At 60.6% G+C, this 23,665-nt stretch carries 21 protein-coding genes; 6 read left to right on the forward strand and 15 right to left on the reverse strand.

The annotated features are described in order from the left end of the window. Positions 1-12 precede the first annotated feature (12 nt). The 3 genes from MU551_RS19830 to MU551_RS19840 form a co-directional block, all read right to left on the reverse strand. Complete coding sequence (locus MU551_RS19830; protein ID WP_247048272.1) at positions 13-1,083, reverse strand: alkene reductase; 1,071 nt, start codon at positions 1,081-1,083, stop codon at positions 13-15. A 102-nt stretch (positions 1,084-1,185) separates the two neighbouring features. Beyond that, positions 1,186-1,938, reverse strand: coding sequence for a hypothetical protein (locus tag MU551_RS19835; protein WP_247048273.1), 753 nt, complete (start codon positions 1,936-1,938; stop codon positions 1,186-1,188). Positions 1,939-2,112: 174 nt separating this feature from the next. Beyond that, a complete protein-coding gene (locus MU551_RS19840; RefSeq protein ID WP_247048274.1) occupies positions 2,113-2,772 on the reverse strand; it encodes a DUF6318 family protein in 660 nt (219 codons plus the stop codon). Positions 2,773-3,080: 308 nt separating this feature from the next. On the opposite strand from MU551_RS19840, the gene MU551_RS19845 reads away from it, so the two are divergent. After that, positions 3,081-3,509, forward strand: a complete 429-nt coding sequence (locus MU551_RS19845) for a very short patch repair endonuclease (protein WP_247048275.1) — start codon at positions 3,081-3,083, stop codon at positions 3,507-3,509. 7 nt (positions 3,510-3,516) lie between these two features. On the opposite strand, the gene MU551_RS19850 is transcribed toward MU551_RS19845, so the two are convergent. Further along, positions 3,517-4,260, reverse strand: a complete 744-nt coding sequence (locus tag MU551_RS19850; RefSeq protein ID WP_247048276.1) for a response regulator transcription factor — start codon at positions 4,258-4,260, stop codon at positions 3,517-3,519. 101 nt (positions 4,261-4,361) lie between these two features. On the opposite strand from MU551_RS19850, the gene MU551_RS19855 reads away from it, so the two are divergent. Together MU551_RS19855 and MU551_RS19860 are read left to right on the forward strand one after the other, a co-directional pair. Continuing rightward, on the forward strand, positions 4,362-6,026 hold the full coding sequence (locus MU551_RS19855) for a sensor histidine kinase (protein WP_247048277.1): 1,665 nt from the start codon (positions 4,362-4,364) through the stop codon (positions 6,024-6,026). 133 nt (positions 6,027-6,159) lie between these two features. Beyond that, on the forward strand, positions 6,160-6,450 hold the full coding sequence (locus MU551_RS19860; RefSeq protein ID WP_247048278.1) for a hypothetical protein: 291 nt from the start codon (positions 6,160-6,162) through the stop codon (positions 6,448-6,450). 52 nt (positions 6,451-6,502) lie between these two features. On the opposite strand, the gene MU551_RS19865 is transcribed toward MU551_RS19860, so the two are convergent. The 6 genes from MU551_RS19865 to MU551_RS19890 all read right to left on the reverse strand — a co-directional run bounded on the left by MU551_RS19865 (position 6,503) and on the right by MU551_RS19890 (position 14,695). Then, positions 6,503-7,720, reverse strand: coding sequence for a 5-methylcytosine restriction system specificity protein McrC (locus tag MU551_RS19865; RefSeq protein WP_247048318.1), 1,218 nt, complete (start codon positions 7,718-7,720; stop codon positions 6,503-6,505). Positions 7,721-7,796: 76 nt separating this feature from the next. Further along, complete coding sequence (locus tag MU551_RS19870) at positions 7,797-10,025, reverse strand: McrB family protein (RefSeq protein ID WP_247048279.1); 2,229 nt, start codon at positions 10,023-10,025, stop codon at positions 7,797-7,799. Positions 10,026-10,132: 107 nt separating this feature from the next. Further along, positions 10,133-10,396: a hypothetical protein gene (locus MU551_RS19875; RefSeq protein WP_247048280.1), complete on the reverse strand. Its 264-nt coding sequence runs from the start codon at positions 10,394-10,396 to the stop codon at positions 10,133-10,135. Positions 10,397-10,434: 38 nt separating this feature from the next. Then, positions 10,435-10,851 carry an acyl-CoA thioesterase gene (locus tag MU551_RS19880; protein WP_247048281.1) on the reverse strand — a complete coding sequence of 139 codons (417 nt, stop codon included), beginning with the start codon at positions 10,849-10,851 and terminating at the stop codon, positions 10,435-10,437. A 38-nt stretch (positions 10,852-10,889) separates the two neighbouring features. Beyond that, complete coding sequence (locus MU551_RS19885) at positions 10,890-12,965, reverse strand: ABC transporter ATP-binding protein (protein WP_247048282.1); 2,076 nt, start codon at positions 12,963-12,965, stop codon at positions 10,890-10,892. Beyond that, positions 12,962-14,695, reverse strand: coding sequence for an ABC transporter ATP-binding protein (locus MU551_RS19890; RefSeq protein WP_247048283.1), 1,734 nt, complete (start codon positions 14,693-14,695; stop codon positions 12,962-12,964). Before MU551_RS19890 ends, MU551_RS19885 begins: the two co-directional genes overlap by 4 nt. Before the next feature lie 373 nt (positions 14,696-15,068). Between MU551_RS19890 and MU551_RS19895 the strand changes: the two genes are divergently transcribed. After that, the gene (locus MU551_RS19895) at positions 15,069-15,962 is read left to right on the forward strand and encodes a hypothetical protein (protein WP_247048284.1); all 894 of its coding nucleotides are present in this window, start codon (positions 15,069-15,071) and stop codon (positions 15,960-15,962) included. Positions 15,963-16,150: 188 nt separating this feature from the next. After that, positions 16,151-16,762, forward strand: coding sequence for a class F sortase (locus MU551_RS19900; protein WP_308198328.1), 612 nt, complete (start codon positions 16,151-16,153; stop codon positions 16,760-16,762). Positions 16,763-16,787: 25 nt separating this feature from the next. On the opposite strand, the gene MU551_RS19905 is transcribed toward MU551_RS19900, so the two are convergent. From MU551_RS19905 to MU551_RS19920, 4 genes are all read right to left on the reverse strand, one after another. Next, positions 16,788-18,467, reverse strand: coding sequence for a thiamine pyrophosphate-binding protein (locus MU551_RS19905; protein WP_247048286.1), 1,680 nt, complete (start codon positions 18,465-18,467; stop codon positions 16,788-16,790). Continuing rightward, positions 18,464-19,540, reverse strand: coding sequence for an agmatinase (speB, locus tag MU551_RS19910; RefSeq protein WP_247048287.1), 1,077 nt, complete (start codon positions 19,538-19,540; stop codon positions 18,464-18,466). The genes MU551_RS19905 and speB overlap by 4 nt, the downstream gene beginning before the upstream one ends. A gap of 93 nt (positions 19,541-19,633) precedes the next feature. Next, the gene (locus tag MU551_RS19915; protein ID WP_247048288.1) at positions 19,634-20,416 is read right to left on the reverse strand and encodes a hypothetical protein; all 783 of its coding nucleotides are present in this window, start codon (positions 20,414-20,416) and stop codon (positions 19,634-19,636) included. Positions 20,417-20,541: 125 nt separating this feature from the next. Next, positions 20,542-21,117 carry a helix-turn-helix domain-containing protein gene (locus MU551_RS19920; RefSeq protein WP_247048289.1) on the reverse strand — a complete coding sequence of 192 codons (576 nt, stop codon included), beginning with the start codon at positions 21,115-21,117 and terminating at the stop codon, positions 20,542-20,544. 377 nt (positions 21,118-21,494) lie between these two features. Here MU551_RS19920 and MU551_RS19925 point away from each other — a divergent pair, with 377 nt between their 5' ends. Then, on the forward strand, positions 21,495-23,045 hold the full coding sequence (locus MU551_RS19925; protein ID WP_247048290.1) for a sodium:solute symporter family protein: 1,551 nt from the start codon (positions 21,495-21,497) through the stop codon (positions 23,043-23,045). Positions 23,046-23,184: 139 nt separating this feature from the next. Here the strand turns inward: MU551_RS19925 and MU551_RS19930 are convergent, their stop codons facing one another. Continuing rightward, positions 23,185-23,379, reverse strand: a complete 195-nt coding sequence (locus tag MU551_RS19930; protein WP_247048291.1) for a hypothetical protein — start codon at positions 23,377-23,379, stop codon at positions 23,185-23,187. Positions 23,380-23,665 lie beyond the last annotated feature (286 nt).

Raw genomic sequence — 23,665 nt, forward strand, 5'->3', positions numbered from 1 at the left:
TGCAGCTGGATATTAGTTCTGGTACGCCGGGTAATCGGTATACCCCTCGGCACCATCACCGTAGAACGTTGCGGGGTTTGCCTCGTTCACGGGCAAACCTTCACGCCATCGGCGGACCAGGTCCGGGTTGGCTATAGCCGGTCGACCGACCACGACGGCATCGGCGTGACCGTCGGCCACCAGACCCATAGCCTCATCGCGGGTGGTCACCATCCCGAAGCCGGAGTTGACCAGGAACGGTCCCCCGAAGCGCTTCCTGAGGCCCTGAATCAACTCGCCTGAAGGATCCTGGTGGAGGATGCTCAGGTACGCGAGGTTCAGCGGCTCGATCGCATCAACCAACGCTCCATAGGTGGCCAGGACATCGGATGCGTCCGTTTCCAGAACGCCCTGAATGTTGTGTTCCGGCGAGATGCGGATACCCACGCGGTCGCCGCCGACCACAGCAGCCACAGCTTGGGCAACCTCGATGACGAAGCGGGCACGGTTCTCAGGAGAGCCACCGTAAACGTCATCGCGCTGGTTGGATGCCGGGCTGAGGAATTCATGAAGAAGGTAACCGTTGGCGGAGTGAAGCTCGACGCCGTCGAAGCCTGCCGAAACGGCGTTCACTGACGCTTGAACGAACTCCTGAATAATTGCAGGCAGCTCCCCTGTTCCCAGCGCCCGGGGCTTCGGGTAGGCCAGTTTGCCCAGCGGTGTGTGAATTTCGCCGTCGATGGCGATGGGGCTCGGAGCGATCACTTCATACCCACCGTTGACGGCTTCATGGCTGACCCTGCCGGCGTGCATGATTTGGGCGAAAATCCGGCCACCTTCGGCACGGACGGCTGACGTAACGTTTCCCCATCCTGCCTGCTGCGCATCCGTAACGAGTCCGGGCTGGCCCGAATATCCCTGGCCTGCATGGCTGGGATAGATTCCCTCGCTGACAATGAGCCCCAAAGAGGCCCGCTCGCGATAATGCTCTGCCACTAAGGGTCCCGGAACACCCTCTTTTCCTGCACGGACGCGGGTCAACGGTGCCATTACAAGCCTGTTGGGCAGTTCGAGCTCGCCAAGAGTCAGCGGAGAAAACAACATGTGCAAATCCTTTGATAGTGAAGAGGGTCCACCCTCCGCAACTTGTTTGCACAAGCAACTATTCCGCGTGAGACGCACATCACCTTTGGGCCCGACGAAGGGCTATGGGACGCTTGGGACTCCTGGGCAGCCTTGGCCTTGTGGGTTATCGATGCAATCGTCAGCGTAGTTGCGTGTGATCGATCTCCACACGCTGACGGTCTGGGGAGGTGAACTGAACTGCCCCTGCTCCGGGATAGGCAAGTCCGGTCCATTGTTTACCGAGTAGGTGCCTTGGAAGTAGGTGGTCAGCACAACCTGGAAGTCCCCGGTTTCGGTGTAAACGTGGCTGGTCCGGGTCTTTTCGCCCCAACGATCTTCTGGCAAAGGACCGCCCATCAACGTGGTGGGCCCAAGGCTTGCGCCGTCCCCGTAGTCCCATTGGAATTGCACCGGTTTTGCCACGATGGCGACGCTCTGCCCGAGCATGTCTACGGTGAAAGTCTGCTCTGCCGCTTCTGCATAAAAGTTGGTTTCGGCGCCCTTGAGCGTGTGCGGATTGGGCTGGATCCCTGAAGTACCTGCCACTACGGGTAATTGCTCAAACTTAGTCTGGATCTGTGCAGCGATCTGACCCAACACATCTGCTGGGTCTTCTGTGTAAACGCACCGGTCCGGCCTGATGGGCGACCACATTGGTGGATCGAAAACTCGAAGCGATGAGAACCAACGTACAGGCCTTCCCGATTCTCCCTCGTCACATTCAGGAGCACCGGCAAGACAGGCGACGTCGTAGTTGTTTTTACCGCCGTCAAGACACAGGTACTCGAATTTATAGAGATTGGGGTCGTCCGGGATAGCACTCGGAGAATCCACCCAGACCCCTTGTCCCGGATCGAATCGCCAGACTCCAATTCCGGGTCCATTCCATGACAGATCGGAATCTCCTTCTTGTGCTTTCGCTACGGGCAGGTAACCCAAGGTACCGAAAGCCAGGAAAGCTAGAACGATTAGCCATGACAGCGTTTTCCTCCCCCAGGAATCCACTCACTATCCGCCTAATCTGTCGACGTTGGTGACTAACCAGGCGCCGCTGATGAACTTAGCTATGAGCAGGTCACCGAGCATGCTCGTTTCCTGGACGGTTTGCCCAACGGTTGAATCCGCATTCCGAAGCGTTCCTGCACGTTGTTGAGACTGAACAGCAACTTGATATTCTCCTGCAGGTGTCTGCGTGAACTTCGTTTGGAGTGCGTGAACTTCGATCCTTGCCCCTTCAACCCAGCGTCCCTCGATGTTCCATTTCTCCACGGCTGGAAAGATCTTCTCGCACATAGCACAGGAGGAGCCGGGAGCTGCGAGAGCCCTGATCGGCTCAAGGTTGCCTGTCTCATATGCGTAGTTCAGCAGCGCGTACCAGTACTTTGCGAAGGCCTCCAGCCCCTCCTTGGTCTCCGCCTTGGCTGCTTCAGGCATAACCGGGACAGGGACGTTCTGCGCCTTGCCCTTTGAATCGGCTGGCTTGTAGGCAGCGCTGGGAGTCGGCGTAGGGCTTGCACTGGATGGTGACTGGGATGGTGCGGGGGTCGAGGGTGTCCCGCTTCCGCCCGGGGCGCCGCCACCGCACGCTGAGACCGCCACTGCGCCGGCGGTGACCGCCGCTGCCGCTAGAACACGTAGGCGCATGTGGACGGAATTGCGAGCAGTCATGAGCAGCTGTCCCCCGATAGTTTTCGTGACTCTTGGTCCGAACAATGCTTAAAGGGTAGCTGAGGTGACAATTACTAGGTCAAAGTTATCCACAGGCACCTGAAGTAGCTTTCTACCACCACCGCACCCAAATAAAAAGTCATATGGAGGGAAGACAACGCAATAAAACGTCCATCACGAAGAATTCGCAAGGAAAGGGATCGTTTATCCAGCGCCAGCCAACAAATTGCATTTCCCAGAACTCGGCGCCCCCACTGCATCAAAGGCCGGGGAACCCGCGGAGGCACCCGGAAACTTAGACTGGAACCATGGCAGATCGGCTGACACCTGAGCGTCGTAGCTGGAATATGTCCCGGATCAGAGGCAAAAACACCAAACCAGAGATGCTGGTGCGCCGTTTTCTGCACGCCAAGGGGTACCGCTACCGCCTTCACGGGATGGCGTCCGGCGGAAAGCTGCCCGGGAGGCCGGACCTTGTCTTTGCCAGCCGGCGCAAAGTCATCTTTATCAACGGCTGCTTCTGGCACTTTCATGAGTGCCGGGTAGGCCAACATGCGCCAAAGGCCAATGCAGACTTCTGGGAAATCAAGCGGACTAAGACCAGAAAGCGCGACGCCGATCAGCGCCTCCAGCTGGAACGGTCAGGTTGGGAAGTGCTCACCGTGTGGGAATGCGAGCTCAAGAATCTGACACAACTCGAACACCAACTGGACGAGTTCCTGTCAGCTGGCGCCTAAAGGTGAATCATTCCTGAGAAGGAGCGAGCCTGTAACCAATGCCTCTGACCGTCTGTAGCCAGCGGGGGTTCTGTGGAGTGTCGCCTAGCTTCTTCCGCAGGTTTCCCATGTGGACCTCAACGGACCGTTCGTCGGCGTCGGAAATGTACCCGCCGACGTCGTACGGCTCGTCGCGAAGCCGGCGCACCAGCTCCGATTTTGTCCGGACGCGCCGTCCTGCTTCCAGCAGCGAATACAAAAGTGTGAACTCGGTCCGGGTCAGGTTGAGCTCCACCCCGTCCACAACGACCGTTCGTGCCTCGTAGCTCAGTTCCAGGCCATTATGGACAATCAGCTGCTCAGAGGAAGGGGCAGCTGCAGGTTCGGATGCGGGAGAATCTGACCGGGGGCGCCGCATCATCGCCGCGACACGCGCACGCAGTTCCCTGGGACGGAATGGCTTGGTGAGATAGTCATCCGCGCCGGACTCGAGGCCGATAAGGGTATCCAGCTCTTCGGCACGCGCCGTAAGCATCACGATGTAAGCATCAGAGAACTGGCGGATCTGCCGGGCAACCTCAAAGCCGTCGATATCGGGCAGGCCAAGATCCAGGGTAATAACGGCCGGATTCAGCCTTTTGGCTGCTTCGACGCCCTCTGAACCAGTACTGGCAGCGTGCACATCAAAACCGGCCTGCGCCAGGACGACACGCACGAGTCCTCGAATGTCCTCGTCGTCTTCAATGACAAGACCTACACGTGATTCGCTCATCGCAGCCCCCTCAGTCCGCTAGCCCCCGTCTGCAGTATAGCTCCCGACGGATACCCTGTTGTTATGGATGCAGAAACCCACCCTATTTCGGCATTATGCGCATGAGTGCGGACAAAACGTGGAATATCCCATCAGGGCGCCTAATGTTTTTCAGGCGGCCTTTCCATAAGTACTCCATGCGTGGCCGCGTGGGCCTCAGTCAAATGCCGTTGTCAGTGACTACGGCCCTTACTGCGGTGCTGGTAATGGCCTATTTTCCGTCGTCACTGGCTCATCCCCTTTTCATCAGCTTCCTCCTTTCACAGGCTGTCATCCTGGTTCTTTGTTACGCCGTGCCTTGGGATCGGCTCCCCTATCCCAGCTTCCTCGTCATTCCGTTACTGGATTTCATTTCCATTGGACTGGGCCGGGAAGGGGGACAGGAAGGCCTCACCGGTATCAGTCTGATGGCGGTCCTGCCCGTCATCTGGTTGTGCGCCTCGGGCCTGTATCCCCGCGCTGCCATCGCCGCATCTTTCTTTGCTCCCTTGGCGATCATTTGGGTTCCGCTGATTGTGCACGGGCAATTCAATGGGCAGGACGCTGCCCGGTCCCTGCTGCTGCCCGTAGTTACCTTGGGGATCGGCATGTCGGTAAGTGTCCTGACGCTGAGCATGATGCGGCAGCAACGGGATCTGGAAGCGAAAGACGAACAGCTGATAGCCGCACTTACTGCCAGCACCCGGCAGGAAGACCTCCTCAACACAGTGCTGGAAACCGTCCACCTGGGCGTAGTGGCCGTCGACGCCGACGGACACGACATCCTGATGAATCGCAAGCAGCGCGCGCACCACAGACTCGCGACGCCTCCCGACACCAACGATCCGGACGAGACGCAGCTGCTGGTCTTCGAGGCCGACCGCGTCACCCCGGTGCCGCCCGAGTCCAGGCCTGTCCGCCGCGCGGTTAGGGGAGAGACATTCACTGACTACCTCGTATGGCTCGGGAAGGGCCATGAGCAGCGGGCCATGAGTACCAGCGCGCGTGCTATGAAGGATCGGGACGGCAACTTCGTCGGCTCCGTGGTGGTTTTTGGGGACGTGACCGAACTCGTAAACGCACTGGCGGCCAAGGATGATTTCGTGTCCAACGTGTCCCACGAATTCCGCACACCGCTGACGTCGATTCTGGGGTATGTGGAGATCCTCATGGACGAGGGCAAACTGACGGAAGCGGACACCTACCCCCTGAAGATCATCCGCCGCAACTCAGAGCGCTTGCTTTCGCTAGTTTCGGACTTGCTGGCCAGCCGGAGGGGCCAGCTCGTCGTCAGCCCACGTCCGGCAGACATGGCCGAGCTGGTGCGGGCAAGCGTGAGTGCTGCCATCCCGCGTGCGGACAACTCTGGCGTGCGGCTCCTTGCGGAAACTCCACCAACGATGGACGCCCACGTGGATTCGGCCCGGATCTCGCAGGTTCTGGACAACCTGGTCTCCAACGCCATCAAATACTCTCCTAATGGCGGCGAGGTGGTGGTCTCGCTGCGGCCGGATGATCGATATCTCGTATGCGAGGTCAGGGACAGCGGGATGGGAATGAGCGAACATGACCAGGCCCACGCCTTCACCAAGTTCTTCCGGTCCGGCACTGTACGCAGCACCACCATCCCAGGTGTCGGACTGGGGTTGTCCATCAGCAAGGCAATTATCGAGGCACACGGCGGCACGATTGAGCTCGAAAGTGCGGTGGGCGAAGGAAGCACCTTCACCTTCCGCGTGCCGGTCTAAATCGCCGGTGTAAATCACTGCACAGGCCGTTCCCAGGCAAGCTACAGGAGACAGATCTCACTCCTGCCGGTACCATTTATTCAAACCGGCAGGTGGTCTCCCCAAAGGTAGAACTGACCTAGGAGAGTATGCGATGTCCCGAAAACGGATGACCAAAGCAGCAGCGCCTGAGAGCGGATCCGACGCCGGTATCCCCCGAACAATTGACACGTTCCTTGATGTTGAGACGCTGCGCCATCAGGCGTCGGACATCATCGAGTCGATCCTCGAAGAGAGTGAGCCGGAGGGCTCAGAAGTCCGGGACACGCTGAGGCTGTGCTTGAGCCTGAACGTGGGTAATCCGGAGCGGGCACTCCTGCAGCACCTCATGTCCCTGCGCAGCCGGAGCCAGGCAGCCCGAAAAGTGGCCTCAGAAGTCGCATGATCCCGGGCCAAGAGTGGGCTTGGCCGTAAGGGTGGCCTCAGCCGCAGGGATCTTAGCCGTCCCGTGATTGACGCACCACGTCGCCCCACGATTCCTTGGCAAGGTCCGCAATGGATTCCAGAATCCGGGGCGCCGGAAGGGACAAATCGATGGGGTACTCCACGACGTCGATATCCGTGTTCAGGATCCGGCGCAGCTTTATTTCGCCTTGGCCCGCGTACACCAGCCAGGCGGTGGGAACCTGCAGCGCTGTGCAGTAGGCCAGCATCTGGAAGTGGTCCGCTGAGACGGAAGCGCCAATGTCCGACGCCGCCCGGTACTTAGCGTCGTACACCGCCACCGGGCGTCCGCCCAGAAGGTGGACGGCGTCGGGAGTGACCGTGAGCCGATCAGAATCCCTGACTGCCTCATTGAGCATCGCGTCGTACCGCAGCCTTGTTTCACCGGGGTAGGCAGCCATGGCGTGCCGAAGGGCCGTCCCCACAAAGTCGGCGAAAACCCGCGACATATCCACCACGAATGCGGCGGTGTGCTGGTCTCCCTCGCCAGCCTCGGCGGAAGCATTCCTGAGAATGACTTCAGACAGGCGCAGTACAGCGTGATACCGCAGGTTCATCCGGCTTGCCCGCCAGCGCGGCAGCGGAGCGCCCGATTGAAGCCGGGTGACGCCGTCGAGCTTTCCTTTAAGCTGGCGCAGCCTGCTCAAGACGTCCGGACGGACCCCGGGGACTTTTGACATGCGGTCCAAGGCAGCCCGGAGAATGCGGTTTTCCGGGATGTCCTCCGTGAACTCGTCGTAGGAAACTTCAAGTGGTACCAGCATGCCCGGGCGGCGGGAGATCTGGTCCGAAATCCGGATCCGCCCCTTCACCGTCCGCAGGGATTCATCCACATTCAGGTACCCCTGCAGCAGGCCGCGGGTCAGTGCCCGCTCTGCCAATTGGGCGAGGGATTCGGCCAGAGCGCTCCAAAGCTCCGAGTCCTCCACGGCGTTTACGGCATCGTCGCGGAAACCCTGATTGCCGGCGTAGCTCAGCAGGAAAAGGAGCCGGCTCAAACCCAGCCGGTCTTTGGGCCTGACATCCAACTGAACGGTCCCGGTCCGGACCGACCCCACCATTCCCACCGGTTCGATCCGATACAGGCCAAGGCCCATGGGTGATGCCTTGGCCAACCCGCTGGAGTTGATGAACGCAGCACTGGCGGGGTCGAGCTTGTCGACGACGCCGCCGGACAGCTCATCCAGGACTATGTGCCGCGGCTTTTGGATGCCCCTCCCGGTCGGCTGAGTCTGCGAGGTCGGCTGAGCAGTCTGCCTTGTCGGCTTGGCGGACTCCAAGACCAACTCAGCGGTCCGCAAGACGACCCAGCAGCTGGTCCAGGCCGAACCGCTCTTCCAGTTGAGCCCGGTTCAGCTGGCCGTGATAGTGCTCCTCCAGGAGCGGCATCAGCTCATACTTCCAGATCCGGCGAAGCCCTGCGGGCGTCTGCGCTGCCTTCTTCATAAAGTACGACGGCCCGATCATCAGGTCACGGTCCCACTCGTCGATGGCCTCGTTGAGCGCGTCCAGAAGCAGGGCCGGCGTCGTATCCAGCTTGCGGGACTGCAGGAAGCGCAGCAGCGTGCCCTTCACCGGCTCGGTTGTCGGGTGCAGCTCGATGAAGGAGAAACGACGCCGGATGGCAGCGTCCATCATGGCGATCGAGCGGTCGGCGGTGTTCATGGTGCCGATGATGTAGAGGTTGTCCGGCAAAGTGAACGGCTCGTTGGGGCTGTATTGGAGGTAGATGCGGTCGTCACGGTACTCGAGGAGGAAGTACAGCTCACCGAAAACCTTGGCCAGGTTGGCGCGGTTCATCTCGTCGATGATCAGGAAGTACGGCTTGGTCTCATTGCCCGGCTTGGCTGCCTCCTCGGCCAGCCGCCGCAAAGGCCCGGCCACCAGCTTAAAGGACACCTGCCCCTCATCGGTCTTATCCGGGCGGAAGCCTTCGAAAAAGTCCTCGTAGGCGTACGAGGGGTGGAACTGGACAAGCTTCACACGCTCGTCCGTGGCGTCCCCTGCCAGTTCCGCTGCGAGGTGCTTGGCCAGGTAGGTTTTACCCGTCCCGGGCGGGCCGTAAAGGACAAGCTGCCGGTTCTCCTCAAGAAGTTCGGCGATCTCCTGCAGCGGTTCCAGGTCCATGTGCAGCGACGCGGCGAATTCCGGTGTCAGCGGACGGAACCCTTCAGGAACGGGATCGACGACGGCGGTCGGTGCGGCGTCGTCGTCCTCAGTTTCCGCCTCGGCCGGCAACAGCGCCTGCAGGGCCTGGATCACCCGGGTCACGTCCACGATGATGCCTGAGGCAGCGAGCTGGCGCTGGACATGGCGGGGAAGATCGGTCATGGTGTGCGTTTCGTCGAACCAGCGCACCTTCCGGTGTATCCGCCGGTTGTCGTCGTTCTGTTCCGGTTCGCCGAGCACCACGCCTATCCGGACACCGCCGGAACTTTGGTAGAGGGCAAGGTCGCCGGGCTTCATGACGCTGAGGAAACCAAAAACTGCGGTCTTGGTGTCTTCGCGTTCCACATAGCCAAGATGCTTGTAGTCCTCATCGACCGCATGCTGGACGAGCCCAGCGGTGACGCCGGCGTCAAGCAAGCGGAGATGTTCGACGTCGAGAGTCACCTTCTCGTCACCTTGCCAGGTGGTGAGGAGCTCGCTGTTGTCGTGGTGGGTGCGCAAGAGCCAGGCACGGCGCCCCGGGTCCCCGACTTTTCGCCACTGGCTGACGAGCTGCCGGGAGTACCAGTCGATTCGCTGCCCGGCCTGTTCATCCAGGTGCAGACGAATCCGGTGAATGTCGGCGGTGATTTCCTCATCGCTGTCACCCTTGGCCCCGCCCACCAGGGACGCGAAAGCATCCCTGATTTCCTGGCGCTCAACATCAGCCACGACGGGTTCGAAGTAGCTGGGCCAGGCGAGGTACTCGATGCTTCGGCGGATCGCCGGCTGATCCTCAGGCGTTCCCACCGCAAGCTGGTGGAAGGACAGCGGATCCTGGAGGGCATCGGCAATGACAGCTGTTGGCTGCTGGTCCACGTGCTGAACAAAGCGGCACAGCCACTTCAGGTGGTCCCAGATTGTCCAGTTGAATTCAGCGGTGCGGTCGCGGATGACGCCATGGTCCGTCATGCCCTGGTACAGCTCATTGGGCAACTCGAGAGGGGGTTCCAGCCAGGAAGCTGCTTCGGCAACCCTGGCGCGCTTGACCTTGAGCGACTTGACCTCGTGTGCCAGCGGAAGAGACTGGAGGAAGAGCAATTCCACGGCCAGCTGTTTGGCGTTCCGCGAAGCGTCCTGGAGGTTCTCCCGAAGGTTGGTCATCATGGGCGCCTTGGAGTCCGAGACCCCTCGTTCCAAGCGGTCCAGGAGCTCAGAGGCAGCGTCAGCGGTCCATGTCAGCGTGTGACCGTCCAAGGCCGAAGGTCTCCCCTGCAGACCGGCCCCAAGTACGAACCAGGCGGCATCTTCGATCTCCTTGGAGATACCGAGGGCACGGGGCATGGAAGTCTTTAGGGCAGGGGTCATCCGACAAATTTACAGCCTTAAGCTGGGTGTCAGCACCATGGAAGTTTTATTTCTGAAGCCGCATCGGCGAGTCGGAGCCGACACGGCTTCACTTGCCCGCCGGCTGCCTACTTTACTGTTGGTAACTTCTTCCGTCCGAAGGCAAAGTAACTTCCCGGGCCGATGAAATTAATTAATGTCGCAAGCCTCCACATCGTCTTGCTGCCCCTGATCTGTTCTGCCGGACGCCGGGAGATGTCACGTTGTGCGGCAAAGAGCAGGGTGAGCTGGATGGCTCCCACCAGTACCATCCCAAAGCGCGCCTGCGGTGGCATGTCCTTCCACTTGGTCCGGTTGAACGATTTTTTGTCGGCCCGTCTCTTGCTTGCCATCTTCGGCTCCTCTTCAGGTACTGATTGGGACGTTGAAGCTAATGGACGAATGGAGCAAGCCTCTGCTTTTGATCGGGAGTCAGCCTCAACACGCGGCCTGTCCTCTCATCCACAAAGGCCAGGTGGGTGGTGGCCCTGACACAATCCTCGCGAGTGACGGGATCTTGCACAAGGTAGTGAATGTCGAAACTGGCGCCTTTGACACCACCGATCCAGATTTGAACCACGGCAGGCACATTCCGGTATTCGAGGGTCCGCACGTAACGGATCCGGTGCTCCACCACCAGGGCCAGGGTTCCCTCCTCAACGTCGTTGAAGAGGGCAACCTGAGGCTCGATTCCGGGCAGGCCTGCTCCACGGGGCGGGCCGAAGGCCGCTATCCGTGCCTCCTCCAGCATGCGCACTACCTGCACGTTGTTGATGTGGCCGTAGGCATCCATGTCCCCCCAGCGCATGGGTACGAGTACCTCGAGGCGACGGGGCTCCCCGGCGGTCAGCTGCGCACCGCTGCGGACTCGGCAGTGAAGGCCGATTCTTCGGCATCCTCACCGGCGAACTGCGACATGTACAGACGGTAGTAGGCGCCCTTCAGCTCGAGCAGCGCGTGGTGGTTCCCTTGCTCCACAATCCTGCCGGCTTCCATCACGAGGATGGTATCGGCGTCGCGGATCGTGGACAGGCGATGGGCGATAACAAAGCTCGTACGGTCGCTCCGGAGAGCTGCCATCGCCTTTTGCACCAGGACCTCGGTGCGGGTGTCCACCGAGCTCGTCGCCTCGTCCAGGATGAGCAGCGAAGGATTGGCAACAAAGGCCCGTGCGATGGTGATCAGCTGCTTCTCGCCTGCGCTGACGTTGTTGCCCTCCTCGTCGATGACGGTGTCGTATCCCTCGGGCAGCGCCCTGACGAAGCGGTCAACGAAAGTGGCCTTGGCGGCTTCCATCACCTGGTCATCCGTCGCGTCCAGGTTCCCGTACTTGATGTTGTCGTAGATGCTGCCCCCGAACAGCCAGGCATCCTGGAGAACCATACCCACCTTGGACCTCAGTTCGGACCGGCTCAAATGCGTGATGTCCACGCCGTCCAGGGAAATACTGCCGCTGTCCAGCTCGTAGAAACGCATCACAAGGTTAACGAGGGTTGTTTTGCCGGCACCCGTCGGTCCCACGATTGCCACTGTGTGGCCTGGCTCGGCGTTGAAGGAAAGGTCCTCGATGAGCGGCTTGTCCGGCGTGTAGCTGAACGTGACGTTCCGGAACTCCACATGGCCGTCAGTCTTGGCTGGCAGATGCTCTGTGGCTGTCTCGGCATCCTGCTCATCGGCGTCGAGCAGTTCAAAGACCCGCTCAGCGGAGGCGACGCCGGACTGCAGCATGTTGGCCATGCCAGCCATCTGCCCCAGCGGCTGCGTGAACTCTCGCGAGTACTGGATGAAAGCCGTGGCATCGCCCAGGCTCATTCCTCCCGAAGCCACCCGCAGGCCGCCAACAACCGCGATGCCAACGTAGCTGAGGTAGGAGACGAACTGCATCACCGGGAAGATGATCCCGGACACAAACTGCGCCCCGAAACTTGCCTTGTAGAGGGCTTCGTTCCGCTCATCGAAGCGGTCCAGCATGTCGGCATCACGGCCAAAGACGCGCACGAGGTCGTGACCGGAGAAAGACTCCTCGATCTGGCCATTGAGCTGGCCGGTGTTCTTCCACTGAGCAGCAAAGAGCTTCTGGCTGCGGCTGCCGATGATTCCGGCAGCGACGCCTGACAGCGGCAAGGCCACCAGGGCAATCAAGGCAAGCTGCCACGACACGATGAACATCATGATCACGATGCCGACAACGGTCAGGAGTGAGCTGACCAGCTGCGCGAACGCCTGCTGGAGTGCCTGCTGAATGTTGTCGACGTCGTTGGTCACCCTCGAAAGGAGATCGCCGCGCTGCCGGGTATCGAAGTAGTTCAGCGGAAGCTTGTTCAGTTTCTTCTCAGTATCGTCCCGGAGCTTCCGGACCACCCGCATGACCAGAACATTCAGGACATACCCCTGCAGCCAGAGGAACACGTTGGCCACAAAGTACATCACCAGGACGACGCTGATCAGGAAGGCGAGTTTCTGGAAATCGATGCCCACTCCGGGTACGAGTTCCATCCTGCTGACCATGTCCGCGAAGTTGTCCTGGCCTTGGCTCCGCAGGCCTTCGACGAACTGGTCTTTGCTGACGCCGGAAGGAAGTTGTTTTCCGACCACACCGCTGAAGATCACGTCCATTGCCTGGCCGAGGATCTTCGGTGCGATCACGTTCAGGACCACAGCTACAGTCACCATGGCCAAGACCAGGTAAATACCCGCAGCCTCGGGCTTCAACAGGCCCATCAGCCTCTTGGCGGAGGGCCAGAAGTGTTCAGGCTTCTTGGCCGGAACGGATCCGAACATGCCGCCGTCGGCCTCGCCTGGTACAAACTCTTCCTCGACGAAGTCATCGTCGTCTTCCAGCGCATCCGTTACTGGTGCATCCGCTGGCTGGGCGGGATCTTCCTCGCCGGGACGGGTGGACAGCTTCTCATTGGTGCTCATGCCACTTCCTCCGCGGTCAGCTGGGACTCAACAATTTCCTGGTAGGTGGTGGAGTTTTCGAGCAGTTCATCGTGAGTGCCACGGTCCACGATGCGGCCCCTGTCCAGCACCAGAATCTCATCCGCGTCGGCGATGGTGGACACGCGCTGGCCAACGATGATGACGGTGGCATTGGCCGTTTTTGCTTTCAGCGCCCGGCGAAGGCGTGCATCCGTTGCGACGTCAAGGGCCGAGAACGAGTCATCAAACAGAAACACTTTCGGTTCCGTCACCAATGCCCTGGCAATGCACAACCTTTGCCGCTGGCCGCCCGAGACGTTGGTGCCGCCTTGTGCGATCCTCGCGCCAAGACCGTTCTTCTTGTCCCTCACGAAGTCCGCCGCCTGTGCCACTGTCAGGGCGTCCCACAGTTCCTCATCCGTGGCCTCGGTCTTGCCGAAACGCAGGTTGTGCTCGATGGTGCCGGAGAACAGGTAGGGACGCTGCGGCACCATGGCCACCCTGCCCGTGATTTCGGAGCGGTGCAGATCGGTGACAGGGACGCCGTCGAGCAGTACTTCACCGGAACCGACGTCGTAGAGCCTGGGAAGCAAGGACAACAGGCTGGTCTTACCGGCACCGGTTGAGCCGATGATTGCCAGTGTTTTTCCTGGCTCAGCGGTGAAGCTGATGTTGCTCAACACTGGTTCCTCAGCGCCCGGGTACGCGAACGAAACGTCGCGGAATTCGACCCGGCCCGTCTTGTGGGCGGGCGTCACCGGGTTCAATGGCTCGTGGATGGAAGGCTCGACGTCGAGCACTTCACCGATGCGGTCTGCGCAGACGGAGGCACGCGGAATCATCATGGCCATGAAGGTGCCCATCATCACGGCGATCAGGATCTGCAGAAGGTACTGGAGGAAGGCGGTGAGGGCTCCCACCTGCATTTCGCCTGCCTCCACCCGCTGGCCGCCGAACCAGAGGACGGCGGCAGTGGAAACATGGAGGATCATGCCGATGGCCGGGAACATCAGGACGAAGAGGGCACCGATTTTCAGGGACACATCGGTAAGTTCCTTGTTGGCTTCACCAAAGCGCTCAGCCTCATGGGGTTCCCGGACGAAGGCGCGGACCACTCTGATGCCGATGATCTGCTCGCGGAGGACTCCATTGATGCGGTCGATCTTTGTCTGCATGGAGCGGAAGAGCGGCATCAGCCGTACAACGAGATAGCCAACCACCAGAATCAACACTGGAACTGAAACCCAGACAAGCCAGGACAGGTTGAGGTCTTCGCGGAGTGCCATGATGATGCCACCGATGCACATGATGGGCGTGGCCACCATGAAGTTCAGGCCCATCAGGACCAGCATCTGCACCTGTTGGACATCATTTGTGCCGCGGGTGATCAGGGTGGGGGCGCCGAAAACGTTGACGTCCTTTGCCGAGAAGCTGCTGACTTTGCGGAATACCCCACGGCGAAGGTCGCGGCCGATCGCCATGGCAGCCTTGGAGCCGTAGTAGACGCCCGCTATCGCCGTCGCTACCTGTATCAACGCGACGCCCAACATCCACACGCCCGTACGCCAGATGTAGTCGGTATCGCCGCGTGCCACACCTTCGTCAATGATCTGCGCGTTGAGGCTGGGGAGGTATAGGGCGGCGATGGTCGATGCCAGCTGAAGCGCGATGACGGCAATAATGTACGGCAAATACGGCTTGGAGTAGCGCCGTATGAGGGTGAGGAGCATGCCCACGGATCCTTAAGAAGAAGAGCACAGATTGGATAAGAGAAGTAATAGCAGCGGGGGCTGACGGTATCAGGGTTCCCACTCTACGAAATCTGTTGCCTGTGCGAAACATTCTCTGGAAAAGATCATCCGAATGGAGTATTCCTTGGCGACTGCGAGTACTCGAAGCCGATTCCAAGTAGTCGAGGGCTGAAAAAACGAGTACACACTACTCGTGACTTCTGAATCGCTATCCCCATAGCCTCAAAAAGTAAGCATGCTGATGATTCTGGGGGAAGGGTGGGCTGATCCCACGAGCCCTTAGCTCGGGGTCGAGCGGGCAGCTCGCGCGGAGTCGTCAGTTCTACCAGTCGGTCTCGGATGGAGATCAGCTATGAAACGATTCCTTGCAACGATGGGGATCGTGGGCCTTACTTTCCTTGGCGCCACAGCGCCGGCCAACGCAACATCGGAGCAAATTACAATCTGTCATGCTACCGGTTCTGAAACTCACCCCTACGAAGAGATAACGATCAACACAAGCGGGCTCAGCGCGCATGAGGATCACCAGTGGGGCGAAGACATCATTCCGGCCCCGGCAGCAGGATGCCCGGCAGGCACGACGCCGACGCCGACGCCGACGCCGACGCCACCTACAGGACATGATGGCGAGAAGGTGACCATCTGCCACGCAACCGGGTCGGCCACAAACCCGTATGTGATCATCACCATCGACGAGAGTGCACTTCCAGCCCACCGCGACCATCAGCAGGGCGAAGACATCATTCCGGCCCCGGCAGCGGGATGCCCAACAGGCATCACCCCGCCTCCAGGACCTGGACCTGATGGCAAGAAGGTGACCATCTGCCATGCAACCGGGTCCACCACGAACCCGTACGTGATCATCACTATCGACGAGAGCGCACTTCCAGCCCACCGCAACCATCAGGAGGGTGAAGACATCATTCCGGCACCCGCAGCGGGATGCCCGGCAGGTGTGCCGCCACTTGTGCCGCCCAAAGTTGTGCCTCCAGTAGTTCCACCGGGTGTGCCGCCAGCCATGCCTCCGGCAGGAGCTGCAGCAGCTCCACCAGCCGCCGCAGGCGCAGCCAGGGGCTCTGTTCCCGCAATGAACCCTGGATTCAATGCCCAGACCGCTGTTGCCAGTGAAGGGGAAACTGGTATCCCGGCCTGGATCGGAGGCGCCGCACTCCTGCTCACAGCTGCTGGAATTCTTGCCCTTCGCCGGAGAGATCCAGCCACAGCCCAGCACACGGTTGCCGAGTAAGTCGGGCTAACCGAGCAGGTCGGACTAGAGAAGGAGCGAACGGGCATCGCACCACCAGGTGCGGTGCCCGTTAGTCCTCCCCAGGAACGAGAAGCTGAGTGACTTTAGGCCAGCACGGCAGGCACCCTCCCCCCACCCCCGAACGAGGTCAGGGAAGGTTGCTGAACCGCGGAGGAATTTTGTTGCTCGTGTGCGGAGTCCTGGGCTTCTTCGCCCTGGCATTCCTGCCGGGCCTCGTGTCTGCAGGTGGTTCCCTCGGCACAGGCAGCTCGAGCAAGCCCGACGGCAATCCGAGTTCCTGGACCGCCACCTCAGTCCCGGTACCCGCGCCGGTTCAGACCGTTAGCTCCCTGCCGGCTGCTGCCCGCCCCACCCGCATCGCCTACCCCCTGGCCGGGATAGATGTACCAGTCCATCCGTTGGAGCCAAGCCAGGAAGAAAAGGTCTCCCGTACCCTGGTCCCACCCCGGACGGTAGACGGATACTGGCTGGCACCCTTTGGTGTTCCGGGGGCAGGATCAACCAACACGACCTACATCATTGGACACAGTTGGGAGGACCGGGATGCTCCCTTTAACCGCCTGAGTGACGCCTCGGTTCCAGGACAGGAGTTTGATGCAGTGACTGAAACGGGCACGGTTCGCTACAGAGTCGATTGGGTTACCACCTATCTCAAGGACACCCTCAAGGACAGCCCCATCTGGGAGGTTGTTCCGAATCGCCTGGTCCTTATCAGCTGCTACACAGACGACTTTTGGGGCAAGAACGTAGTGGTCGTCGCTTCACCTGTCACAAATTAGGCGTTTCTTGCTGGCGCTGCCGGAATCACGTGTCCAGGTGAGTCGGAGCGAACATCTTGAGCAGTGTCTCAACCACGACGACGTTCGGTCCCTCTGCAGCAAAGGCTGCCTTCAGGGCATCCCCCACACCCTGCGGTTCAACACGGATGGCGGGAACGCCGAAAGCTTCGGCCAGCTTCACGAAGTCAGGCCGGGCAAGCTCGGTAGCGGTTGCCTTGCCGAACGCATCGATCATGTATTCACGCAAGATGCCGTAACCGCCGTCGTCGACGATCAACCACGTAACCGGCACGTTGTGCTGTTTGGCGGTGGCAAGTTCAGAGATGGAATACATAGCTGAACCATCGCCAGAGACCGCCAGTACCCGCGCAGCAGATCCTGACCGCCCTGTTGTTGCCAGGCCGACCGAACCACCGATGGCGGCCGGAAATCCAAACCCGAGGCCACCGGCGCCCTGGGCGGAATGGAATTGCCCATCCTTGGCGTCCCAACAGCTCCAGCCCCAGTAGGCGGAAATGGTCATGTCCCAGAATGTTTGCATATCTGCCGGCACAGCCTCGCGGATGTCAGCCATAAAGTTGAGCTCTTTGGCCAGGTCCTGGGATTCCAGGCGTGCCCGGACCTTAGCCAGAGTCTCCCGCACCATTGCCTCCGGCGTCGAATCGTGCCAGTCCGCAGCCGTGGAGACGCCCTCACGTTGCAGGGCTTCGTCCAAGGCGGCGAGGGCCTGCCCTGCATCGGCGCGGATCCCCAGCCCGGGGCGATTGGATTCGAGGACCCGGGGTTCGGCGTCGATCTGGATAATACGGCCACGCGGTTCGAACGTGAAGTAGTTGGACGTGACCTCGCCCAGGGACGAGCCGATGACAATCAGGACGTCGGCGTCTTCGAGGACGTCGGTGACGTAGCGGTCCTCGATCCAGGACTGCAGCGAGAGCTCGTGGTTCCAGGGGAAAGCGCCGTTTCCGCCGGGAGTGCAGATCACCGGAGCCCGCAGCTTTTCGGCCAGGGCCAGCAGCGTTTTCTCAGCCCGGCCACGCCGCGTACCCCCGCCGGCAATGATGGCGGGACGTTTCGCCTTCGCCAGCCATTTCACTGCCTCACGGATCAGCTCCACCCGCGGCGGATTATCAGCTGCCTCAGCGAGCGCGTCCTCAACGGGAGGCACCATGATGGGATCGAGCAGGACATTCTGCGGAATCTCCAGCCAGACAGGCCCTTGCGGGGAAGAAATGGCTTCCGTCCAGGCGTCCTGAATAGCCGACGGGATCCCCGAGGCATGCTGGATGAGCCGCTGGCTCTTGGTGACGTTGGCAGCGGACGCCTTCTGGTCGTCAAGCTGATGAAGCATTCCTTTACGGCGGGCTCCGAGTCCTTCGAGAGGGATCTGGCTTGCAACCACCACCATGGGGACGCCCGTCGCATAGGCCTCCTGCAGCCCTGCCAGCGACATCAGGGCGCCGGGGCCGGTGGACAGGAAGAGAACGCCCACTTCCCCGGTTGCCCGCGAATAACCATCGGCCGCGAACGCAGAATTGTTCTCAACCCGCGAGGAGACGAAATGCAGGTTTCCCCGGCCCATGGCATCAAAGAGGCCCAGGGCGTGCTGGCCTGGAATGCCGAACACGGTTTTGGCGCCGAGCGCCTCGAGGGTTTCGACGACGAGATCGCCGCCGTTACGGACGGGGCCCTCTGGTCCGGTCACTGTGCGTACTCCTCGGTGGAGGACGCCGCGAAGCCGGCTGGCCGGTGCGATTCCTGGCCAAGGGCTTGCTGGGCGTACCCGTTGGCGGCTCCGAAGCGGTCGCCTTCGACGGCGTTGTCTGCCATCAGTGTCACCATTTCGTAGGCGACGTGGCTGGCTGCGACGCCTGTGATCTCCGCGTGGTCGTACGCCGGAGCGACTTCGACGATATCGGCTCCGACGAGGTTCATCCCACGGAATCCGCGGAGGATCTCCAGCAGTTCACGGCTTGAAAGACCGCCCGCCTCCGGGGTACCTGTACCTGGTGCAAAGGCAGGATCCAGGACGTCGATGTCCACGGAGATATACAGGGGTCGGTTGCCGATCCGGTCCCGGACCTTTGCCACCGTCTCCAGCACGCCTTGGTAATAGACGTCGGCAGAAGTGACGATGCCGAACCCAAAGCGATGGTCGTCGTCGAGGTCTTTCTTGCCATAAAGCGGACCACGGGTTCCAATGTGGCTGATGGCTTCGGTGTCGAGGATGCCCTCCTCCACTGCCCTGCGGAAGGGCGTCCCGTGTGTGTATTCGGCGCCGAAGTACGTGTCCCAGGTGTCCAGGTGGGCGTCAAAGTGGAGCATGGCGAGGGGTGCGCCGGCACGTTCGGCCGCTGCCCGCAGCAGTGGAAGCGCGATGGTGTGGTCTCCGCCGAGGGTAACAAGTTTGCTCCCCCGGGCGGTGAGATCCAGGGCGTTCTGCTGAATCGTCTCAATGGCTTCATTGATGTTGAACGGGTTCACGGCCATGTCCCCGGCGTCCGCCACCTGGATGTTCTCGAAGGGACTCACGTCCCACGCCGGATTGTACGGGCGAAGCAGGCGGCTGGCCTCACGCACATGGTTTGCTCCGAACCGCGCTCCCGGCCGGTAGGAGACTCCCGAGTCGAACGGGACCCCGACAACAGTCACATCCGCCGAAGCAACCTGGTCCAGCCGCGGCAGGCGGGCGTACGTTGCCGCCCCCGCATAACGCGGAATCCGGGCTGAATCGATCGGTCCGACGTTGCCATTTGCTTCAATGCGGAGCTCTTCCAAAGGAATGCCTCTCCTTCGAGGATGGATCAGTGGTTGTGACTGCCATCATACCCCCATGTTGCCTGCAATGCATCAAACGTTTACCTGGGCTCGCTATTGATACTTCAGACTCAGCAGGATTGCCTTGAGCTGGCGATATTGCGCGGTGTTCATCCACGCCTTCGCCGCGTCGATGCTCGGGAAGGCAGGTTCACTAAAAATGACCCTGGCCACTGCTGCCCCGTTGGGGAACGCAACCTGCGGGGAACCGGAACTCGTGGTCCCGGACACAAATTCGTGACTCCGCCTGATGCCCATATGAAACTGCGGATGGTCCGCGAAGGAATCAAAAGCAAAGCCGAAGGAAACCGGCTCCGCGTTGATGTCCACGAGCCCGGGAACCGCCGCCTGGTCAAGAACGGTACGCATCACCGGGCCTTCCGCTCCGTCTCCATATGTGCCGCTGGTGATCGAGGCAACCTCGTTTCCCGTCCCGTCGCTGAGGATGGCTTCCAATGAGTTTTCAGCATTCGTGCCCTCGGGAAGATGCGGCGCCTGTGCAGTCCGAACAGTCCACTCCGCCGGGTAAGAAAAGGAAATGTGCCCGTCGGGGAAGGTAAAGGTCTTGAGCGCAACCCCGGGCAGGTCCGTGGCTGTTTCGGTTGGAGTCGGCGTCGCTTCCTGCCCGGGGGTAGCTCCCGGCGAGGTGGAGCCTCCGGGGGTGGCTGCCGGAGCAGAGTCAGGAGGGCTGCCCTGGGTGCTACTGCCCTGCGAAGCCGTTCCGCTGCCTGTCGGGGTCTGCGACTGGCCGCCCGGCTCGCCGGAAGGCGCACAGGCCGCCAGGCCGAGGGCCGCCGCTGCGGCAAGGGAAAGGTAGAGATATCGGCTCTGGTTCATGGTCCCCCCGGACTGATGTATGACCGGACCAAGTAGTCCGCCTGCACTCATAGTAATTTCCGCCCGGCCCGCAGGAGGCTAGCGAGAAGAGCGAGTTTTGCTCGGGTTGGAAAAGCGGCACAGCCCTAGCGGCTGGCGGCCGGAACCAGAATCCAGAGCACTTCTACGGGCTCATCTGTCGGGTTGACCCAGGTGTGCGGCTCCCTGCCCGGGAACGTCACGGTGTCGCCTGAGTTGAGCTCATACTCCTCATTCGTGAGGATCAGCTTGATTGTCCCCTTGATGACGTGCAGCACGTCAACGTCGCAATCAACGGCGTAGAGCTCGGATTCTCCGCGCCCGCGGGGCTCGATCACAGCCTGGATGAGCTGAATCCGCCGCTCAGAGCGAGCTGTGAGCAGCCGCTCCACGATCCCTTGACCCCCGAGTGAGATCCGAGGGCCGTGATCCTTTTTGGTGAGGTGTGTTTCGGGGGCTGCAAAGAGATCCCCGATGGAGATGGAAAGTACCTGGCACAGCGTCACGAGTGAGGCCACCGACGGCGAAGTCAGATCGCGTTCCACCCGGCTCAGGAAGCCCTTGGTAAGACCCGTGGCGTCCGCGACCTGTTCGATGGTGAGCCGCTGTGATTGACGCGCTGCTCGGATTCTTGAACCGATGGCAACCGGAATATTGCTGGGTTCAACTGGTAGAGCCTTCATTTCTGAACCTTTCACGGCTGGCCGCTCGGCCCATCTCAGGAGTCATCCTAACGGCCAGGAACGAGTGTGACGCAGCAATTCGTCACCCGTTCAAACGCGTCTTGACCGTTACCCAAGTCACAGCTTACTCTTTTACGCAACAACTGTTGTCTATTAGCAAACTAAGTTGACTCGGGGCAATTGTTTGGCCAAGCGCTTATGCGAACAACCTCGGGAATCCATCCGGACAACCAAACCGGTCAGCTGCGGAGACAAACCCCCGTCTCCCAGAGAACTGCGTGCACCTCCCCGTGCCTCCCCTCCAAGCAGCGGTTCCCTCTCCTTCGGCAATTTGCCGTTGAAGATGAACGGCCAAGCAGCTCCAAGGAGCCCTTCTTATGGATGCAAATTTCATCAACATCGCCATCGTGGTGGCCTATCTGGTAGCCATGCTGGCTTTCGGCTGGTGGGGAAAGTCCCGTACCAGGAACAACAGCGACTTCCTCGTAGCCGGCCGTCGTTTGGGTCCCTTCCTCTACACCGGCACCATGGCCGCTGTAGTCCTCGGGGGCGCTTCGACGGTAGGCGGTGTGGGCCTCGGCTACAAGTTTGGTATCTCCGGGATGTGGCTGGTGGTTGCCATCGGATCCGGCGTGCTGCTCCTAAGCCTGCTCTTCGCCGGAACTATCCAGAAACTTAAGATCTACACCGTCTCCCAGATGCTGACGTTGCGGTATGGCAGCCGCGCCACTCAGACATCCGGAATAGTGATGCTCGCGTACACCCTGATGCTCTGCGCCACGTCCACCGGGGCCTATGCCACAATTTTTGTGGTGCTCTTCGGCTGGGACAGGGCTCTTGCCATCGCCATCGGCGGCGCCATTGTGCTGGTCTACTCCACGATTGGGGGGATGTGGTCAATTACGCTGGCTGACCAGGTCCAGTTCGTGATCAAGACCGTTGGCATCTTCCTGCTCATGCTCCCGTTTACGCTCAATGCAGCGGGCGGCCTGGACGGCATCCGCAGCCGCGTGGAGGACAGCTTCTTCCAGATCGACGGCATCGGCATCCAAACCATCATCACCTATTTCGTGGTTTATACCCTTGGCCTGCTGATCGGCCAGGACATCTGGCAGCGCGTCTTCACTGCCAAGACACCCCAGGTTGCCCGTTGGGGCGGCGCCACTGCAGGCATTTACTGCATCCTCTACGGCGCGGCCGGTGCACTGATCGGATTGGGCGCCCGCGTCGCACTCCCGGAGATCGACGTGGCGAACCTCGGCAAAGACGTGGTTTATGCCGAAGTGGCGACCAACCTGTTGCCAATCGGCATTGGCGGACTGGTCCTGGCAGCGGCCGTTGCGGCCATGATGTCCACGGCTTCCGGAGCCCTTATTGCAGCCGCTACGGTGGCCCGAGCCGACGTACTCCCCTTCGTTGCCAGCTGGTTTGGCAAGGACATCAACACCGAGGACAGCGAAAATCCTGAGCACGACGTCAAAGCAAACCGGATGTGGGTACTGGCGCTCGGCATTGTTGCCATCCTCATCGCCATCATCACCAAGGATGTGGTGGCGGCATTGACCATCGCTTACGACATCCTGGTGGGCGGCCTGCTGGTGGCCATCCTCGGCGGTTTGGTATGGCATCGAGGGACCGGAGTTGCGGCAGCTGCGTCCATGGCGGTCGGTTCCGTCGTGACGCTGGGAACAATGATCGTCCTGGAGATCAATGCGGCCGCCCCATTGGACGGGATCTACGCCAATGAGCCGATTTACTTCGGTCTGATCGCTTCAGCCGTGGTCTACATCGCCGTATCGCTGCTGACCAAGCCCACTGATCCCCGTGTAATGCGGAACTGGTTCGCGCGGGTCGCCGGGCGCGCAGAAGAGGAAGAGGCCGTTCCGGCGGACGCACTGAAACCTGCTATCCCGGACGCCGTCCCCTAAAACCGGCACCTTATTACGCGCGTCTTGCAAAACATCGGCTCTTAAGAACAAAGGCACAATGCACGACGGCGGTACCTCCCCGGGTTGGGATCCAACCTCAGGGATGTACCGCCGTCGTGGTTAACCTCGTGGTTGACTGTCAGCCTTCCTCGAAGTCCGGTTCGCGGAATTCGTCGTCGGTGTCCAGCGGCACCACCCGCTCCTCTTCGTCTATTGCGTCATCCTCCGCATCCCATTCCTCCACAGGTACGTCCTCGGCAAAGTCATAGGCGGGATCGGACTCGATAGTCGGCCTGACGGGCTGGTGGTTGGGAACCGGCTCAGTGGAATCCATAATGCAACCTCCGTGTAGTAGGACATCGATCGGTAGGACACCGGCGGTGAGCGTTCTCGGCGAGGAGCGCGTCAAGCGATAACCGCTGAAGTGTCCAGGTGGGTCTGCGGGGAAACCCGCCCTTAAACACATCACAACACCGACGGCACAGGGGGTCAATAGCAGGAGAAAGCCCGCCAACCCTGCCCTGGCAGTGCCGCAATTTTGAGGCACTCCTAAACTTCACGCTAAGGATTACCGGCCGAAATTCCGCGGAAATGCGGGGTACGCTGGAGAGGCAATGAGG

Origin of the sequence: Arthrobacter rhizosphaerae, from assembly GCF_023062595.1 — a bacterium.
Taxonomy (GTDB): Bacteria; Actinomycetota; Actinomycetes; order Actinomycetales; family Micrococcaceae; genus Arthrobacter; species Arthrobacter rhizosphaerae.

What these genes read in the sequence shown, in the direction of transcription:
- MU551_RS19925 (WP_247048290.1), top strand. Translation starts at nt 21,495, where the DNA reads ATGGATGCAAATTTCATCAACATCGCCATCGTGGTGGCCTATCTGGTA.
- MU551_RS19850 (WP_247048276.1), bottom strand. Translation starts at nt 4,260, where the DNA reads ATGAGCGAATCACGTGTAGGTCTTGTCATTGAAGACGACGAGGACATT.
- MU551_RS19860 (WP_247048278.1), top strand. Translation starts at nt 6,160, where the DNA reads ATGTCCCGAAAACGGATGACCAAAGCAGCAGCGCCTGAGAGCGGATCC.
- MU551_RS19915 (WP_247048288.1), bottom strand. Translation starts at nt 20,416, where the DNA reads ATGAACCAGAGCCGATATCTCTACCTTTCCCTTGCCGCAGCGGCGGCC.
- MU551_RS19885 (WP_247048282.1), bottom strand. Translation starts at nt 12,965, where the DNA reads ATGAGCACCAATGAGAAGCTGTCCACCCGTCCCGGCGAGGAAGATCCC.
- MU551_RS19895 (WP_247048284.1), top strand. Translation starts at nt 15,069, where the DNA reads ATGAAACGATTCCTTGCAACGATGGGGATCGTGGGCCTTACTTTCCTT.
- MU551_RS19930 (WP_247048291.1), bottom strand. Translation starts at nt 23,379, where the DNA reads ATGGATTCCACTGAGCCGGTTCCCAACCACCAGCCCGTCAGGCCGACT.
- MU551_RS19845 (WP_247048275.1), top strand. Translation starts at nt 3,081, where the DNA reads ATGGCAGATCGGCTGACACCTGAGCGTCGTAGCTGGAATATGTCCCGG.
- MU551_RS19840 (WP_247048274.1), bottom strand. Translation starts at nt 2,772, where the DNA reads ATGACTGCTCGCAATTCCGTCCACATGCGCCTACGTGTTCTAGCGGCA.
- MU551_RS19830 (WP_247048272.1), bottom strand. Translation starts at nt 1,083, where the DNA reads ATGTTGTTTTCTCCGCTGACTCTTGGCGAGCTCGAACTGCCCAACAGG.
- MU551_RS19855 (WP_247048277.1), top strand. Translation starts at nt 4,362, where the DNA reads ATGAGTGCGGACAAAACGTGGAATATCCCATCAGGGCGCCTAATGTTT.
- MU551_RS19875 (WP_247048280.1), bottom strand. Translation starts at nt 10,396, where the DNA reads ATGGCAAGCAAGAGACGGGCCGACAAAAAATCGTTCAACCGGACCAAG.
- MU551_RS19870 (WP_247048279.1), bottom strand. Translation starts at nt 10,025, where the DNA reads ATGACCCCTGCCCTAAAGACTTCCATGCCCCGTGCCCTCGGTATCTCC.
- MU551_RS19890 (WP_247048283.1), bottom strand. Translation starts at nt 14,695, where the DNA reads ATGCTCCTCACCCTCATACGGCGCTACTCCAAGCCGTATTTGCCGTAC.
- MU551_RS19880 (WP_247048281.1), bottom strand. Translation starts at nt 10,851, where the DNA reads ATGCGCTGGGGGGACATGGATGCCTACGGCCACATCAACAACGTGCAG.
- MU551_RS19920 (WP_247048289.1), bottom strand. Translation starts at nt 21,117, where the DNA reads ATGAAGGCTCTACCAGTTGAACCCAGCAATATTCCGGTTGCCATCGGT.